This is a genomic window from Bradyrhizobium sp. SZCCHNS3002 (assembly GCF_032377435.1).
GTDB lineage: Bacteria > Pseudomonadota > Alphaproteobacteria > Rhizobiales > Xanthobacteraceae > Bradyrhizobium.
In genome coordinates this window covers 83,083-99,337 of record NZ_JAUHHY010000020.1, presented here as the reverse complement: position 1 = coordinate 99,337, position 16,255 = coordinate 83,083, and the positions used below count along the sequence as shown (strand labels likewise).

The following is a 16,255-nucleotide window of genomic DNA, read 5'->3' as shown; positions in this document are numbered from 1 at the left end:
CGGCCTAGATCGGTTGCCTGATCACACGGCCGTCGCGCGCCACGAGGCGGCCGTCCTTGTAGACCGAGCGGCCCTTTGGCACGGCGACGACGGCCTGCGGAACGTGCTCGGCATCGAGGGTGACAAAGTCGGCCCGCGCGCCAGCGCGCAGGCCGTAATCGGCAAGCCTCAAGACCTTGGCGCCGGCCTCGGTGACGAGGTCGAAGGCCATCCGCAACTCGTCATCGACATAGAACCCGGAGCGGTAGCCGACCATCATGGCGCGGTTCAACAGATCGCCGTCGCCATAGGGCCACCAGGAGTCACGGATGTTGTCGTTGCCGCTGAACACGGTGACGCCGGCCGCGCGCAGCAGCGCCACCGGCGGGAAGGGCCGCGCACCCGGTGCATTGGTCATGATGGCAACGCCAGACGCCGCCAGGACATCGGCAATCTTCTTCAGCGGGTCAGCAGGCAGGTCGCCGAGCGCATAGGCGTGGCTGACCGCGACGTGGCCCTTCATGCCGAGGGCGCGCGTGCGCGCCGCGATCTGCTCCAGCTCGAACAGCCCGAGCATGCCCGGATCGTGCAGATGAATATCGACGTCGACGCCGTGCTTGTGCGCTGTGCCGAACACGACGTCGAGATGCTTTTCGACGTCGCGGTCGAAGCTCGCGGGGTCGAGCCCGCCGACGAGGTCGGCGCCGAGCCGGATGGCCTCGTCGAGCAGCTCGGGCGTGCCCGGGCTCTTGAGGATGCCGCTCTGGGGAAAGGCGACGAGCTGGATCTCGATCAGCTCGCGATACTCCTCGCGCACGCGCAGGATCGTTTCCAGCGATGTCAGGCCGACCGAGCCGTCGACCATGACGTGGCTGCGCATCCGCGTGGTGCCGTGGCCGATGCAGAGATCGAGCTGGTTGCGGGCGCGCACGTCCATCGGCGCGGCCGCGGCCATGTTCTGGGCCTGGAACGTGACGCGCTCATGCACGTCGAAGCCGTTGGTGCAGGGCTTGTGCGGCTTCCAGGCATCGCCGTAGAAGCTGGTGTCGAGATGGATGTGGCCCTCGACGAAGCCGGGCACGACCAGCGCGTCGCCGAGATCGACCACCTCGCGCGCCTCGGGGCGCTCGGTCTCGGCGAGAAGGCCGCTGATGCAGCCGCCGTCGACCGTGATCGTATGGCGCGCGCCGCGGTCGAGCCGCGCATTGATGAACAGCTTGTCGACGGCCATGCCCAAGATCCTTCCCAGCCATCCGCCAGCATCGGAGCCGCGCGAGGGCGGTCCGATGCGCGATGAGACGATATTCTTGGTCAGGAGCGGCCGGAGCCGCAAGCATCTTCAGGCGGCAATCGCCTGCGGCAGTCCGGCGATCCAGTCGCGCGCCAGCGCGATGTCCGCCTGCGACAGCTGGTGCCCCGCCGGCAGCGTCGTATGGGTCACGTCAGCGCCGGCCTCGGTGAGCTCGGTGCACAGCTTCGCCGAATTGCTGGCGGGCACGATCGGATCGGCCAGCCCCGACAGCATCAGCACCGGCTGACGCGTCAGCTTGACCGCCGGCGGCTGGCTCAGTGGCACCATGGCTCGGAACAGCACCGCGCCGGCCAACGCCTCCGGTTGCAACAGCAGCAAGGCAGCGGCGATGTTGGCGCCGTTGGAGTAGCCGACCGCGACCGGCGCTCCGATCCCGTAATGCCGACGCGCCTCGCCGACGAACGCGCCGAGCTCCCGCGCGCGGCGGCGGACGTCGTCCTCGTCGAATATACCTTCCGCCAGGCGGCGGAAGAAGCGCGGCATGCCGTGCTCGAGCACCTGCCCGCGTGGCGAGAGGAGAGCCGCGCCGGGCGAGAGCGTGGCGCCGAGCGGCAAGAGATCGTTCTCGTCGCCGCCGGTGCCGTGCAGGAGCAGCAGCGGCGCTGCGCCGGCCGCGCTTGCGGGCTGGAAGCGGTGGGTGAAGGACAATGTGGCGGTCATGATGCGGCCTCCTCGAGGTTGGGCAGCACGCCCTCGATCTGCTTGCGATGCGATTCGAGGAAAGCGGGCAGCTTCAGGTTTTGTCCGAGCTCGGCGACCGGCTCGTCGACCGCGAAGCCCGGGATGTCGGTCGCGATCTCGAACAGCACGCCGCCCGGCTCGCGGAAGTAGATCGAGCGGAAGTAGTTGCGGTCCTTCTGCTCGGTCGGATGCAGGCCGTGGCGATCGACCAGCCGCTGCGCCATCACGCCCTGTTCGGCGTCGTCGGCGGCGCGGAAGGCGATGTGGTGGACGGAGCCCGCGCCCTGCGCGCCGCGCAGGAAGCCCTTGGCCTCGTAGATGTCGACCACGCTGCCTTGCGCATCGCCCGGCGCCTTGAACCGGATCACCGAGCCTTCGCGGCCCGTCTCGGCAAAGCCGAACACGTCGGTCAGCACGGCTGCGGTCTTCTCGGCGGAGTCGAGCAGCAGCGTGACGCCGTGGAAGCCGCGGATGGCGTGCTCGGCCGGGATGTCGCCGTTGCTGTATCCGGGCTCGTTCTCCGCGCCGGGGATGCCGACCAGCGCGAGCGCCATGCCGTCGGGATCGGTGAACGGCAGCACCGACTCGCCGAAGCGCTTCTCGAGCGCCTCATAGGCGATGCCCTTCTCGGTCAGGCGCTGCGTCCAGTAGCCGAGCGAGCGCTGCGGCACGCGGAACGCGGTCTGGTGGGTCTCGCCGACGCCGCGACGGCCCGGCCGCACGCCGGCCCAGGGGAAGAAGGTCAGGATGGTGCCGGGGCGGCCGGTCTCGTCGCCGTAATAGAAGTGATAGGTGCCGGGATCGTCGAAATTGACCGTCTTCTTGACGAAGCGCAGCCCGAGGTCGCGGGTGTAGAAGCCGAAATTGCGGATCGGGTCGCCGGCGATGGCGGTGACGTGGTGAAGTCCGGGCATGTGAATCTCCTGTCGGTAGGCCCAAAAGGGCCGCTTGAATTCCTGGACGCCATATTGGTCTGCTTTGATTTGGAGACAATCCGTGCTCTTGTGACGTCTCTGTCTACGATCTGGCGACAATGACGGCCCGGAGATCCCATGGACAAGCTGAGCAGCCTGCGGGCCTTCGTGAAGGTGGTCGAGAGCGGCAGCTTCGCCGAAGCCGGCCGGCAGTTGCGGCTGTCGCGCTCGGCGATCTCGAAATATATCGGCGAGCTCGAGCAGAGCCTCGGCGTGCAGCTGATCGTCCGCACCACGCGCCATGCCAGCCCGACCGAGACCGGCCAGCGCTATTTCGAGCGCGCCGTCGCGATCCTCGCCGAGCTCGACGCCGCCGATCAGGCCGTCAGCCAGTCGCAGGCCGCGCCGCGTGGGCTGTTGCGCGTCAATGCGCCGATGTCGTTCGGCACCATGCGGCTCGGGCCGGTCGTGGCCGATTTCATGGCCCGCTATCCCGAGCTGCAGTTGCAGATCGTGCTCAGCGACGACCTGCTCGATCCGGTGCAGGACGGGTTCGACGTGACCTTGCGGATCGCCGAGCTGGAATCGTCGAGCCTGGTGGCGCGGCGGATCATGCCGGTCGAGCGCGTCATCTGCGCCGCGCCGGCCTATCTGGCGCGGCACGGCACGCCAGAGAGCCCGGAGGAGCTCCGCCGCCACACCGCGCTGACCTACGGCTTCCTGCTGACCGGCAATCAGTGGAAGCTCACCGGCAGTGACGGCGACCACTGGATCCAGCCGGCATGGTCGTTGTGCGTCAACAATGCCGAGGTGCTGCGCGATGTCGCCATCAAGGGGCAGGGCGTTGCGCTGATCCCGCGCTTCATCGCGGCGGACGCGCTCGAGAGCGGGGCGCTGACCGCGATCCTCGCCGACTACGCCGCGCCGCCGCTCGCGCTCTATGCGATCTATCCGCCGACGCGGCACCTCTCGGTCAAGGTGCGGCTGTTCATCGACTTCCTGGTTGAGCGCTTCGGCAGGGAGCGCGACGTGACCAGCCCATAGGCTGCAACTGAACGGCAAATCGCCTCGAACCTTTAACCGGGCGCTGATAGGGTTCCGAGCCGGCAGCAGAGAGGAAACGATGCATGGGGCGGCTGAGCACGCATATTCTGGATACGGTCAGGGGCAAGCCCGCGGCCGGTGTCGCGATCGATCTCGATGTCCTCGAACCGGACGGCTCCTGGCGCCGCGTCAAGCAGGTGCGGAGCAATGCGGACGGGCGGACCGATCAGCCGATGCTGGCGGACGATGACTTCGCCACCGGCACCTACATGCTGACCTTCCATATGGGAGCTTATTTCAAGACCCATGGCCTCGCCTTGGGCGACCCGCTGTTTCTCGATCTGATCCCGCTCCGCTTCTCCGTCGCCGATGCCGGCGCGCACTACCATGTGCCGCTGCTGGCGACGCCCTGGAGCTACCAGACCTATCGCGGGAGCTGAGCCGGATGAGTGCTGACGTCTATCCGCGCGACATGGTCGGCTACGGCCGCACGCCGCCGCATCCGCGCTGGCCCGGCGATGCCCGCATCGCGGTGCAGTTCGTGATCAACTACGAGGAGGGCGGCGAGAACAACATCCTCCACGGTGACGCTGCCTCCGAAGCCTTCCTGTCCGAGATCGTGGGCGCCCAGCCGTGGCCGGGCCAGCGCCACATGAACATGGAGTCCATCTACGAGTTCGGCTCGCGCGCCGGCTTCTGGCGGCTGTGGCGGATGTTCACCGCGCGCAAGCTGCCGGTCACGGTATTCGCGATCGCGAGCGCGATGGCGCGCAATCCTGATGCTGTCGCCGCGATGAAGGAAGCCGGCTGGGAGATTGCCTCCCACGGCCTGAAATGGATCGACTACCGCGATGTCCCCGAAGCCGACGAGCGCGCCGATATCGAGCAGGCGATCCGCCTCCATGCCGAGCTGACGGGCGAGCGGCCGCTCGGCTTCTACCAGGGCCGCACGTCGGAGCGCACGCTCGACATCGTCCTCAACCAGCAGGGCTTCGTCTACAGCGCCGATTCCTATGCCGACGAATTGCCGTACTGGATCGCGGGGCCGCACGGCCCGCAACTGATCGTGCCCTATACGCTCGATGCCAACGACATGCGCTTCGCCACCCCGCAGGGCTTCAACTCCGGCGACCAGTTCTTCGCCTATCTGAAGGACAGCTTTGATACGCTCTACGCAGAGGGCGCGGAGAGCCCGCGCATGATGTCGGTCGGACTGCACTGCCGGCTGGTCGGCCGCCCCGGGCGCGCGGCCGCGCTGGCGCGCTTCCTCGACTACATCACGGGTCATGACAAGGTCTGGGTCGCGACCCGGCTGGACATCGCCCGGCACTGGATCCGGACGCATCCGCCGGCTGGCGTATGGCGGCCGTCGCAGATGTCGCGCGTGCTGTTCGTCGAGCGCTATGGCGACATCTTCGAGCACTCCCCGGAGATTGCCGACCGCGCCTATCGTGCCGGCCTGTCCGCCTTCGACGACGCCGCGGACGCGCTGCATACGACGCTCATGAACGTCGTCCGCGCCATGAGCCGCGACGAGAAGCTGAAGCTGATCCGCGCCCATCCGGAGCTCGCCGGCCGCGAGGCGCTGGCGGGTGAGATGACGAACGACTCGATCGGCGAGCAGGGTCGGCTCGGATTCACTTCGCTGTCGCGCGCCGAGTTCGAGCGCGTCGCCGACATCAACCGCCGCTATCGCGACAAGTTCGGCATTCCGCTGATCGTCGCGCTCGCGCTGCACGCCGACCGCCCCTCGGTCATCGCCGAGATGGAACGCCGCATCGGCAACGATATGGATACCGAGATCGCCAACGCGATCGACCAGATCGGCCACATCACGCGGGCGAGATTGGCGAAGAAGTTCGAGCAGGGGTGAGCAGGCGGGCTGGTGTCGTCGCCTGTTAGTTGGTTCGGTGCGCGCGCCTCGCAGCCGGTGGGCTCCCTCTCCCCGTTCTTACGGGGAGAGGGTTGGGGTGAGGGGCAGCCGCACGAGTGGTGTTCGTTGTTGGACCTGTACCCCCTCACCCGGATTGCATCTGGCGATGCAATCCGACCTCTCCCCGCAAGCGGGGCGAGGTTAAGACCGCCGTGAGCTCATTCAAACGAACCAAGCAACACTCTCTCCGCCCGCGCCGCCACGTCCAGCAGCATCCGATCGCGCCCGCGTGCGGCGATCAGTTGCAGGCCGAAGGGCAGGCCCTGCGAATTGGTCCCGCACGGAATCGAGATCGCCGGCACGCCGGCGTGGTTGGCGTAAGGCGTGAACACCGCGTGCGCCCGCGGCATGGCGGGTTTGCCACCAATCTCCGCTGGGCCGAGCTGCGTGAACGGCCAGGCGACGCAGGGCACGGTCGGCGCGAGCAGCACGTCGACCTCGGTGAAGAACGCCGCAAACGCGCGCGCGATCTGCGTGCTCGCTTCCATCGCGCGCGCCACGTCTGCGCCGCTCAGGCCGAGGCCGCGCTCGATCTGTTTGGCGATGTCCGGGTCGAACTGCGTGGGATCGCTGCGAAAGCCTTCGCCGTAGAGTGCGGCCAGCCCGGCGTGCTGCAGCGGCATCACCGCATCTTCGGCAAGCCCTGCCGGCCAGATCGGATTCTTGTCCTCGATTGTCATGCCACTGGCGCGGAGCCGGGCGACGGCCTGCTGCAAGCCGGCACTCACCTCGTGATCGACGGCGACATCCAAGCCGAGCCGCGGCGAGAATGTCACGCGAAGCGGCTTCTCCTGATCGGCCGCGGCCACATCGAACGCATCGGGATCGCGCGGATCGGCACCGGCCATGACCTCGAACGCAAGCCTGGCATCGGCGACATCGGCGGCGATCGGCGCGATCACCGAGATGCGCCAGAACGGCTCGGCAAAGCCAGGCCCATAGGGGATCGCGCCGTAGGACGGCTTGAATCCGACCACGCCGACATGGGCCGGCGGCCGGCGGCTCGAGCCGCCGGCATCGGTGCCGATCGCGAGCGGCACGAGCCCGGCCGCCACCGCCGCAGCCGGCCCGCCGGACGAGCCGCCGGGCGTGAGCTGCTGATCCAGCGGATGGCGGGTCGGCCCGTACAGGAGCGAGGTCGTCACGCCCTTGCAAGCGAATTCGGAGGTCGCGCCGATGCCGACAATGACGGCGCCAGCGCGCCGCACCCGCGCGATGGCGATCGCATCCTCTGGCGCAATGAAATCGGTGAACAGCCGCGAGCCCTGCGTGATGCGCCAACCCTCGACCCAGATGTTGTCCTTGACCACGATCGGCACGCCAGCCAGCGGGAGCTGCTCTCCGACTGCAACACGCGCGTCGACGGCATCGGCCTCAGCGTACGTACGTTCGGGATCGATCGTGACGACGGCGTTGAGGTCGCGCGCCGCGGCAATGCGCGCAAGCGCCTGCTCGGCCGTCTCTCTGGCCGACGCCTGCCGTTCCAGGACAGCGCTTGCGATCTGGGATGCCGTCACGGACATGATGTCTCAGTCCATTGCGTGGCTGGCGCGACGACCGATTTCGCGTCTATCATCGCAGCAAAGACAGGATGAGGTGGGTGATGGCCGGCGGGATCTCGGTTCATGCGGTTGACGTGGCGAACGGGCGCCCCGCGCGTGGCCTGCGCGTCGCGATTTGGCGCCTGACGCCGGATCGCACGCTGCTCGCGGAGGGACAGCTCGGCGCCGACGGCACGCTGCAGGCGCCTGTCGTCAAGGGCGAGGGCGTCACGGCTGGCGAGTATGAGGTGCTGTTCCATGTCGGCGAGTTCTTCGGGGCAAACGCTCAAACGAAATTCCTCACCACTGTGCCGTTTCGCTTCGCGATCGACAAGGTCGAGGAGCATTTTCACCTGCCGCTGAAATTCACGCCCTGGGGCTATTCGATCTTTCGTGGGGCCTAGTGCGTCGCGCGCGGCCGTCCTTCGAGACGCCCGCCTGCGGCGGGCTCCTCAGGATGAGGGCTGATTTCGCGGCGAGATATTCACCCTCTCCATGAACACACGGCTCATAGTTCACGTGTAGCTCCAGCTTCGGCGCCGGACTCTCTTCTCGCTTCCCGATCTCTGGTCTTTTGATGCAACCTCCGCAACGCTGCGCGATGCAGTGCCCTCGCCCCTTGTGGGAGAGGGCATCGCCGGCTGATCCTCAGGCTCGGTCGGGTGAGGGGTCCTCTCCGCGAGCGCAACTCGTTGAGACAGACCCCTCACCCGACCGAGATCGTTGCGCTATTGTACATGCCCTCTCCCATAAGGGGCGAGGGCGCAGTCACGGCCGTCCCGCCCGCGGCAAGGTCGATCGGTTTCTCGCTTCTCCATGAGGTTGCTCTCCATGAACACGCTGACAGCATGTTCATGGTCCTCTGTGCAGCGGCCGCTCCGCCGCTTGACCCTCATGGTAAGGAGCGCCGCCTCGCGGCGCGTCTCGATCCATGAGGCCCCCGACCTCGCGCCACTAACCCGTCAGCCGCTTCGACAGTCCCGTCGTCCTCTCCATGATCGCCATCAGCGCGATCGTGGCGATGATCAGCACGCTCGACAGTGCAGCGATGGTGACGTCGAGCTTGCCTTCGAGGTCCTGCCACATCCGGATCGGCAGCATGTCGGTGGCGGCATCGCGCAGGAACAGCGACACCGGCACGTTGTCGAACGACGACATGAAGGCGATGAACGCGCCGGAGATGATGCCGGGGCGGATCAGCGGCAGCACGATGCGGCGGAACGTGTAGAGCCTGCTGGCACCGAGGATCGCCGAGCTTTCCAGCAAGGTCGGCTCGAGCTGGGCCAGGGCGGCGACGGTGTTGCGGACGACGTAGGGCACGCAGACGATGGTGTGGCCGATGACGAGTGTCAGCAGCGACACCGGCAGGCCGACCAGCGAGAAGAACATCAGCGCCGCAAGCCCGAAGGCGAGCGCGGGCAGCACCAGCGGCGACATGAACAAGGAGTCCAGGAGCTTTGCGGTCAGCGTCTTGGAGCGCGAGATCGCCAGCGCCGCGGCGACCCCGAGCACGATCGAGAGCCCGGTCGACCACAGCGCGACGACGACGCTGTTGCGCGCGGCGAATTGCAGTTGCCAGGCGTTCCACAATTCGACGTACCAGCGCGTCGAATAACCGGGCGGCGGGAATTTCAGCGAGAAGCCGGACGTGAAGGAGACGATGACCACGACCAGCGACGGCGAGACGATCAGGATCAGCGCCATGATGGCAATGACCGTCATCACGATCTGGAAGCTCAGCGCTTCCAAGTTTTTTCGCCGCCTGCTCATCGCGCCTCTCCATAGCCGCGGGCGCGCCGCCCGAGCATCGAGAACAGCGCGACGATGGCGAGCACCGCGAACAGGAAGATGATCGAGATCGCCGCCGCGAACGGCCAGTTCTGCAGGGTCGAAGCCTGCTGGTACAGATACATCGGCATGAACAGCATCTGGCCGCCGCCAACCAGCGACTGGGTGATGAAGGCGGTGATCGCCGCAGCATAGGTCAATGTGCAGCCGGCGATGATGCCGGGCATCGACAGCGGCAGCATCACCTTGAGGAAGGTGCGCCAGCTGCCGGCGCCGAGCGAGGCCGAGGCGTCGGAGAGGTTGGGATCGATGCGGCCGATCGCCGTGATCAGGGGCAGCACCATCAGCGGCATCTGCACCTGCGCAAGCGCGGCGATGAGCCCGCCTTGCGTGTAGATCATGCGCAGCGGCGTGCCGATCAACCCGAGTGATTGCAGAACGGAGTTGATGATGCCCTGCCGTCCCAGAATGACGATCCAGGCGAAGGTCCTGACCACGACGCTGGTGAGCAGCGGCAGCAGCACGATCATGATGATCAAGGTCTGCAGCCGGCTGCCGGAGCGCTGGTACAGCCAGGCGATGGGATAGCCGAGCACGAGGCAGGCGAGCGTCACCTCGGCGCCGAGCAGCAAGGTCGAGCCGAGCACGGCGAGGCTGAAGGGGTCGGTCAGGAACTTGATGTACTGGCCGAGCCCCCACACCGTCGCCGCGGTGTCGTTGTGCAGCGAGAGAAAAAGAAGTTGCGCCAGCGGCAGCACGAAGAAGATGGCGAATGCCAGGCTCAGGGGCAGCGCAAGCCCCAGGCTGAAGCTGGTCACGTCTCCAGGCGCTGCCGTCGCGCTCTTCATCGCGTCAGATCTTGATGTCGCGGTTGAACTTCTCGATCCAGGACGCGCGCTGCTCGTTGATCTTCTTCCAGTCCTGGAACACGAACTTCTTCTTCAGCTCCGCGGTGTCCTTGGCCAGCACCTTGGCGATCTCGCCGGTCATCGCGACCTTGGTGTTGGTCGGCACGATCAGGTAGGGCGGGTTCATCAGCGCCGTCTGCACCTCCGGCGACAGCGCCGCCTCGATCAGCTTGAAGGCGAGCTCCTTGTTCGGCGAGTTCTTGACGATGTGGATGGTGGTCTTGAAGGCGATGGCGCCTTCCTTCGGCGCCACGAACTCGACCGGCACGCCGCGCGCTTTGAGGATCTGGATGGCGTTGAAATTGCCGGGCGAGATGTCGATCTGGCCCTGCTGGAACAGGGTCGCCAGCGCGCCCGGATTGGCGGCGACGGCGGCGAGGTTCGGCTTCAGCTCCTCCAGCGCCTTGAAGCCCTCATCGACATTGGCCTCCGAGCCGCCGCGCATGCGCGCGATCTCGACCAGCCAGCCGGTGCCGAGCGTGGAGTTCAGATTGGTGATGCCGACCTTGCCCTTGAATTCGGGCTTCCACAGATCGGCCCACGACGTCGGCGGCGTCTTCACCGTCTCGGGATTGTAGGTGAGGCCGACGACCTGGAAGAACGGCGCCGGGCCCATGGCGTCCTGCGCTTCGGGAATCAGGTCCTTGAAATAGGTGCTCTTGTCGGCCGGGTAGGGCTCGACGAGATCCTGTCCGATCGCGACCAGCGCCGGACCGGGATCGTGCAGCATGACGTCGATCGGCGGATTGGCCTTGGCGGCGTTGACCTTGGCGATCTGGTCGACCGACAGCATCGGATCGAGCACGATCGCGGCATCAGCGTTGGCCTTGCGGAAGGCAGGGACGAGCACGGCTTTATGTGCTTCTTCCCAGCTTCCGGTGAAGGTCGCGAACACCAGCGGTCGCGCCTGCGCGAGGCTGAGACCGGGGAAGGCGTGCATGGCTCCCAGCGTCAACGCGCTGGTCAGGAGCCGGCGGCGGTCAAGCATCATGTTTCACTCCGATGTGTCGGTTGGTTCATTGGGGGAAGACGGTGGCGAGGCCCGGCGCGAGCGGCGCGACGCGCACCGGCGAGCCCGCCTCGCGCAGCGGCGTGCCGCCGGTGCGGGCCTGCGAAATCTTGATGCTCGATCCGTCCTTGGCCTTGATCTCATGGACGACGGTCGCGCCGAGCGGCAGCGCCATGCCGATCTCGCCGGCAAAGCCGGTGGCGTCGCCGACGAAGGTGAGATGCTCGGGACGCAGGCAGACGGTGACCTTGTCTGAGGCACGGACCGGATGCGGCGCGCGGGCGATGATCTCGCCGCCGGCCTCAAGCGCCACCTTGACGCCGTCAGCATCGGTCGCCAGCACTACGCCGTTCATCCTGTTTGCGGTGCCGACGAAGGTATTCACGAACAGCGTCTGCGGCTGATCGTAGATGTCGCTAGGCGTGCCGAACTGTTCGAGATGGCCATGGCTGAGCACCGCGACGCGATCGGCCATCGACAGCGCCTCCTCCTGGTCGTGGGTCACGATCAGCGTGGTCGTGCCGGCCATGCGCTGCAGCCGCTTGACCTCGATCTGCATGTCCAGCCGCAGATTCTTGTCGAGCGCGGCGAACGGCTCATCGAGCAGCAGGATCGACGGCTTGATCGCGAGCGCGCGCGCCAGCGCCACGCGCTGCTGCTGGCCGCCGGACAATTGTCGCGGCAGCCGCTCGCCGAACGGGCCGAGCTGCACCATGTCGAGCAGCCGCTGCGCCTCCTTGTTGCGCGTCGCCTTGTCAACGCCGCGCGCGGCGAGGCCGTAGCCGACATTCTCGGTGATCGAGAGATGCGGAAACAGCGCGTAGTTCTGGAACACGATGCCGACCGCGCGGCGATTGGGCGGCAGCGCGTCGACGACGTCGTTGCCGATGATGACGCGCCCCTCGCTCTGGCCGATGAAGCCGGCGATGATGCGCAAAAGCGTGGTCTTGCCGCAGCCCGAGGGCCCGAGCAGGGCAATGATCTCGCCGCCTTTCACGTCGAGATTGATGTCGGAGACGGCGATCGTTCCGCTGGCGAAGCGGTGCGTGATCCGATCCAGAACGAGCGACTTGGCGTCCGATACGCTGGCCATGGGCTTCCTGCTCTATTCGTTTGAAAAAGCAAGAAGCGTGCCGCCTTTTCAGGCAGCGGCGGCGGCTTGTGTACAGAAGTGGAAGTGGGGGTAGGGGAGTAGGACGAGTTTCGCCCCGAGCGCCAGCTAACAAGATTGGCTCGGCCCACCTATCCGTCGCGATGCTCCAGCCGCGCGGCCAGCGCCTCGGGCAAGCCCGTCGTCGGCTTCGCGGCCGGGCGGCGGAAGGTGCCGGCGGTGGCTTTGCGCATCTTCAAGGCGAGCAGTGCCTCGGCCTGCTTCACCGCCGCGATCACCTGGTCGACCACCGGCACCGGAATGCGATGCGCGACGCGCGCGGCAAGGCCCGACAGCGGCGCGCCGGCAAAGATCAGCACGTCGGCGTCGTTCTCCTCGACCGCGCGCAGCGCCAACTCGACCAGCAGCTCTTCCTTCTCGTGCTGCACGTCGGAGATCTGCTTGAAGCTGCCGTCGAGCATGCGGATGCCGGCGCAGCGCTCCATCAGCCCGTGCATGCGCACGCACTCCTCGTACCAGGGGCCGAGCGCCTGCGCGAAAGTGACGATGGCAAAGCGCCGACCGGCCATGCAGGCCGTCAGCATGGCCGCTTCCGCAAGCCCGATCACCGGCACGTCGAACAGCTCGCGGGCCGCGAACAGGCCGGGATCGCCGAACGCGGCGATGATCGCGGCATCGAACGTGCCGTTGCGTTCCGCCAGCATCTCAAGCGCCCCCGCGCCGCCGATCTGCGCTTCGGCGCGGGTGGCGATATAGGGTACGCCGCGCGGCGCGGTGCAGGGGATCAGCGTCGTGCCCGGCGCGGCGGCGTCGCGGCCGACCTGCAGCATCAGCTCGGTGATGTCGGTGCGGATGTTGGGATTGAGCAGCAGGATGTTCATGGCGCCTCGCGAGGGAATATCCGAGCTTGCCCGAGGGATTGCTGCGTTGTCCAGAGCGGTCGGCTCTAAGGCGCGCCTTCGACCACGATGCCTATCAGCGTGGCAAGCAGCGACAGGATCGCACCGATGCTGAGCAGCCGCCGCAGCTTCAGGAACCAGGCCCGCGAGTCGTCGCCGCCGAAGCTGTACTCATCGGAGACCAGCGCCGTCAGCAGCGCGGCTGTGAGCAGCACCAGAGCGGGCAGCGGCGGCAGCAGCAGCGCGACCCAGCCGAGCAAAGACGGTGTCACCCCCCAGCTGATGCGCGGCCAGCCGGCCAGGGCCGGCGTCTGCACGGCGACGCCCCAATGGATCGCGCCGAGAAAGCTCACGATGACCGCGCCATAGCCGATCTGCGCGCGCAGCGCGGCCTGCCGGATCGGATCGTCACCTGCGATCACCAATGCCGCGAGGCTCGCGAATGGAATCAGCCCGGCAAGGCCGAGAATGCGCATCGGAGCGGGGACGCCGGACATCATGATGCTAGCCTCCTCGGCTCCTGGGCATCGCAGCGGCCGTCCGGCCGCGGTCGGATCGGCAGCGGTCCGAGCAGTATTTCAGCTCGTCCCAATCGCGTGCCCATTTGCGCCGCCACGCAAATGGGCGGCCGCACGCAGCGCATAGTTTGGTCGGCAAGTCCGCCTTGCGCCGCATCTTCGGCATGGCGTCACCACGAGACGGGCGTGCCGCGCCGGGCCAGGGCCGCTTTTGCCGCCGCCGTGCCGGAACGGGTCGCGATCCGTTCGCCCATCATGTTCGTCCTCGCCGACCGGTGCGCGGCGCCGGCTCCGGCCGACACCGTCCACACTAAAGAACGATCGGCGAGCAACGACGGATCAGTGGCCCGTGGTCGCGGCTCAGGCTTTGGTCACATGCACGGCGGGTGTCGCACCGCCGTTCCACTTGCCGTCGATCGCGCGCTCGATCTGGGCTGCGAGCTGCAGCAGCAGGCCGTCGTCGGCCTGCTTGCCGATCGCCTGGATGCCGAGCGGCAGGCCGTGCTCGTTGGTCGCGAGCGGCAGCGAGATCGCGGGGATGCCGCAGAGATTGGCGAGCGGCGTGAACGCGAAGTTGCGCCACAGGTTCTCGAACCAGTCGAGCACGGACGGATTGTCGCTGATGGTCAGATATTCGGTGGTGCCGATCTTCGGCGTCGGCAGCGCGGTGATCGGGGTCAGGATGATGTCCCAGTCCTCGAAGAAGGCACCGAAGGCGCGCGACGTCGTGTTGAACACCGCCTGCATCGCCGCGCGCTCGGCGAAGCTCGTATCGCGACCCGCTTCCCAGATGCGGATGTTGATCGGCTCGATCAGCTCGGCCGGCGGCCGCTCGAGCTTGCGCTGCGCCAGCAGGTTGTTGATGACGATCGCGAAGTTGGAGATGTAGCAGGTCGTCTGCGCGGCGAACGCGGCGCGATAATCGACGTCCGGCAGCGCGTAGCCGACGTGATGGCCGAGGCCTTCCAGGAACTTGCCGACACGCGCCAGCTCTGAAGCGATATGCGGCGTAGCGCGATAGTCGCCCCATTGATGCGACAGCGCGATCCTGAGCTTGCCCGGATCGCGCTTGATCAGCTCGACATACGGCTCCGGCGTGGTCCAGTACGGCATGAACTCGCCGGGCGCGCCGCCGCGGCAATGGTCGACGAACGCCGCGGTGTCGCGCACGCTACGCGACTGGCAGCCCTGGATCGAGACCAGCCCGGTGAGATCCGACAGATGCGGCGCGATCGAGAACACGCCGCGCGAGACCTTCAGCCCGATATTGCCGTTGACGCCGGCGGGAATCCGGATCGAGCCGCCGCCATCGGTCGCATGCGCGATCGGCACCACGCCGGCGGCGACCATCGCCGCGCTGCCGGCCGAGGAGCCGCAGGTCGTGTAGTCGGTATTCCACGGATTGCGCGTGACGTAGACGGCGGGGTTCTCCGCCGAGCTGCAGACACCGAACTCCGGCGTCGTGGTGCGCCCCATCAGGTTGAGGCCGGCCTTGCGCATCTTCGCCGTCAGGTGCGTGTCGGCGGCGGCGCGGTTGCCGCGCATGTAGAGCGAGCCCTGCTCCTGCAGCCGCCCGGCCATGGTCGGTCCGAGATCCTTCATCAGGAACGGCAGGCCGGCGAAGGCGCCGTCGGCATTGGCGCCCGCCTTGATGGGATCTTCGACGGCGTCGGCAAAGACCTCGACCACGCCCGACAGCGCGGGATCGACCTTGGCAATGCCTTCAGCCGCCTGCCGCGCCAGCTCCGCCGCCGTCAGTTCGCCATTGCGAACGCGCGCCGCCAGCGCCATGCCATCATGCCGGGCCCACTCGTCCCAGCTCATCGCCAACGTCATCTGTCTTCCGATCTTTCGCGCGGCGCATCGCGTGTTCGATGAGTTCGCGCCTTGCATGTTCCGCGACGCGAACCTTAGTTTGCGAAGGCGGCGAGTCAATCAAGCACGCTGCATGCCGCCAATACGGCGCGCTCATGCGCCGCGGCTTACCGGTGATTGCGGGGTGCCAAGCGCGTTCCGGAAATCGGCACTCGGGCGCTCCTTCGGCCGGACGCGCGCATTGCACGCATGGGTCTCCCAAGCGCCGTGTTCGCCCGCGCGTTCCTTGACTCCTTAGGCTTGCGATGCCGTTCCCGGTTCCTCTTGTTACATTGTTGCTGATCGACAACCGCGCCGGCCGCGTGCTATCCGCTGGCCGAACAGGGGGCGCGGTGCGCAGCATTGGCAAACGAGACATCACGAGCCGTCCGCGCATGCTGCGCCGGACCGTGGCTGCCTGCCTGATGCTCGCCTATGTTCTCGCCGGCGCGCTGCACGGCGCCTGTGACATCGACGTCGCCCATCCCTTCGCCGGCAAGCCGGAGATCGCGTCGCTGCTCGACCGGGCGGGCCACACCGATCAGCGCGGCGTCGCCGACCATCATTGCCATGGCTGCTTCTCGGTGGCCGTGCCGCAGCCGCAGTTTGCCGCCGTCCCGGCCGAGGTCGTGGCCGCGACCGGCTGGGCCGTTCCCCTGCTCAGTGCAGGCATCCTTCCCGAGTCCGAGTCTCCGCCGCCAAGACACCTGAGCTGACGCAACGTGCCGGACGGCCGACGCCGTCCATCCTTGCCCGTCCAGACA

17 protein-coding genes are annotated in these 16,255 nt (G+C 67.2%); 5 read left to right on the top strand and 12 right to left on the bottom strand.

What is annotated here, in order from left to right; translation table 11 throughout:
* Window positions 1-4: 4 nt before the first annotated feature.
* From QW845_RS30720 to QW845_RS30710, 3 genes are all read right to left on the bottom strand, one after another.
* Window positions 5-1,210, bottom strand: coding sequence for an amidohydrolase family protein (locus QW845_RS30720; protein WP_315805255.1), 1,206 nt, complete (start codon window positions 1,208-1,210; stop codon window positions 5-7).
* Window positions 1,211-1,318: 108 nt separating this feature from the next.
* Window positions 1,319-1,951 carry an alpha/beta hydrolase gene (locus tag QW845_RS30715; RefSeq protein ID WP_315805254.1) on the bottom strand — a complete coding sequence of 211 codons (633 nt, stop codon included), beginning with the start codon at window positions 1,949-1,951 and terminating at the stop codon, window positions 1,319-1,321.
* Window positions 1,948-2,886 (bottom strand): ring-cleaving dioxygenase, encoded by a 939-nt coding sequence (locus tag QW845_RS30710; protein ID WP_315805253.1) that lies wholly within the window; start codon window positions 2,884-2,886, stop codon window positions 1,948-1,950. Before QW845_RS30710 ends, QW845_RS30715 begins: the two co-directional genes overlap by 4 nt.
* Window positions 2,887-3,024: 138 nt before the next feature.
* Between QW845_RS30710 and QW845_RS30705 the strand changes: the two genes are divergently transcribed.
* The 3 genes from QW845_RS30705 to puuE all read left to right on the top strand — a co-directional run bounded on the left by QW845_RS30705 (window position 3,025) and on the right by puuE (window position 5,803).
* Window positions 3,025-3,930: a LysR family transcriptional regulator gene (locus QW845_RS30705; RefSeq protein WP_315805252.1), complete on the top strand. Its 906-nt coding sequence runs from the start codon at window positions 3,025-3,027 to the stop codon at window positions 3,928-3,930.
* Window positions 3,931-4,013: 83 nt separating this feature from the next.
* Complete coding sequence (uraH, locus tag QW845_RS30700; protein WP_315805251.1) at window positions 4,014-4,370, top strand: hydroxyisourate hydrolase; 357 nt, start codon at window positions 4,014-4,016, stop codon at window positions 4,368-4,370.
* Window positions 4,371-4,375: 5 nt separating this feature from the next.
* Window positions 4,376-5,803 (top strand): allantoinase PuuE, encoded by a 1,428-nt coding sequence (gene puuE, locus QW845_RS30695; protein ID WP_315805250.1) that lies wholly within the window; start codon window positions 4,376-4,378, stop codon window positions 5,801-5,803.
* Between the two features lie 218 nt (window positions 5,804-6,021).
* Here the strand turns inward: puuE and QW845_RS30690 are convergent, their stop codons facing one another.
* A complete protein-coding gene (locus QW845_RS30690; protein WP_315805249.1) occupies window positions 6,022-7,386 on the bottom strand; it encodes an amidase in 1,365 nt (454 codons plus the stop codon).
* A gap of 80 nt (window positions 7,387-7,466) precedes the next feature.
* Between QW845_RS30690 and uraH (QW845_RS30685) the strand changes: the two genes are divergently transcribed.
* On the top strand, window positions 7,467-7,808 hold the full coding sequence (gene uraH, locus QW845_RS30685; protein WP_315805248.1) for a hydroxyisourate hydrolase: 342 nt from the start codon (window positions 7,467-7,469) through the stop codon (window positions 7,806-7,808).
* 550 nt (window positions 7,809-8,358) lie between these two features.
* Here uraH (QW845_RS30685) and QW845_RS30680 read toward each other — a convergent pair.
* From QW845_RS30680 to QW845_RS30645, 8 genes are all read right to left on the bottom strand, one after another.
* The gene (locus QW845_RS30680; protein ID WP_315805247.1) at window positions 8,359-9,174 is read right to left on the bottom strand and encodes an ABC transporter permease; all 816 of its coding nucleotides are present in this window, start codon (window positions 9,172-9,174) and stop codon (window positions 8,359-8,361) included.
* Window positions 9,171-10,040: an ABC transporter permease gene (locus QW845_RS30675; RefSeq protein ID WP_315805246.1), complete on the bottom strand. Its 870-nt coding sequence runs from the start codon at window positions 10,038-10,040 to the stop codon at window positions 9,171-9,173. The genes QW845_RS30680 and QW845_RS30675 overlap by 4 nt, the downstream gene beginning before the upstream one ends.
* A gap of 4 nt (window positions 10,041-10,044) precedes the next feature.
* Complete coding sequence (locus QW845_RS30670; protein ID WP_315805245.1) at window positions 10,045-11,091, bottom strand: ABC transporter substrate-binding protein; 1,047 nt, start codon at window positions 11,089-11,091, stop codon at window positions 10,045-10,047.
* A gap of 25 nt (window positions 11,092-11,116) precedes the next feature.
* Window positions 11,117-12,202 carry an ABC transporter ATP-binding protein gene (locus QW845_RS30665; RefSeq protein ID WP_315805244.1) on the bottom strand — a complete coding sequence of 362 codons (1,086 nt, stop codon included), beginning with the start codon at window positions 12,200-12,202 and terminating at the stop codon, window positions 11,117-11,119.
* Between the two features lie 149 nt (window positions 12,203-12,351).
* Window positions 12,352-13,101 (bottom strand): aspartate/glutamate racemase family protein, encoded by a 750-nt coding sequence (locus QW845_RS30660; protein ID WP_315805243.1) that lies wholly within the window; start codon window positions 13,099-13,101, stop codon window positions 12,352-12,354.
* 65 nt (window positions 13,102-13,166) lie between these two features.
* Entirely contained in the window at window positions 13,167-13,619 is a 453-nt protein-coding gene (locus tag QW845_RS30655; protein ID WP_315805242.1) for a DUF3429 domain-containing protein, read from the bottom strand.
* A gap of 4 nt (window positions 13,620-13,623) precedes the next feature.
* The gene (locus QW845_RS30650) at window positions 13,624-13,803 is read right to left on the bottom strand and encodes a DUF2256 domain-containing protein (RefSeq protein ID WP_315805241.1); all 180 of its coding nucleotides are present in this window, start codon (window positions 13,801-13,803) and stop codon (window positions 13,624-13,626) included.
* Between the two features lie 194 nt (window positions 13,804-13,997).
* Window positions 13,998-15,473 (bottom strand): amidase, encoded by a 1,476-nt coding sequence (locus QW845_RS30645; protein WP_315805240.1) that lies wholly within the window; start codon window positions 15,471-15,473, stop codon window positions 13,998-14,000.
* 314 nt (window positions 15,474-15,787) lie between these two features.
* On the opposite strand from QW845_RS30645, the gene QW845_RS30640 reads away from it, so the two are divergent.
* Window positions 15,788-16,207 (top strand): hypothetical protein, encoded by a 420-nt coding sequence (locus QW845_RS30640; RefSeq protein ID WP_315805239.1) that lies wholly within the window; start codon window positions 15,788-15,790, stop codon window positions 16,205-16,207.
* Window positions 16,208-16,255 lie beyond the last annotated feature (48 nt).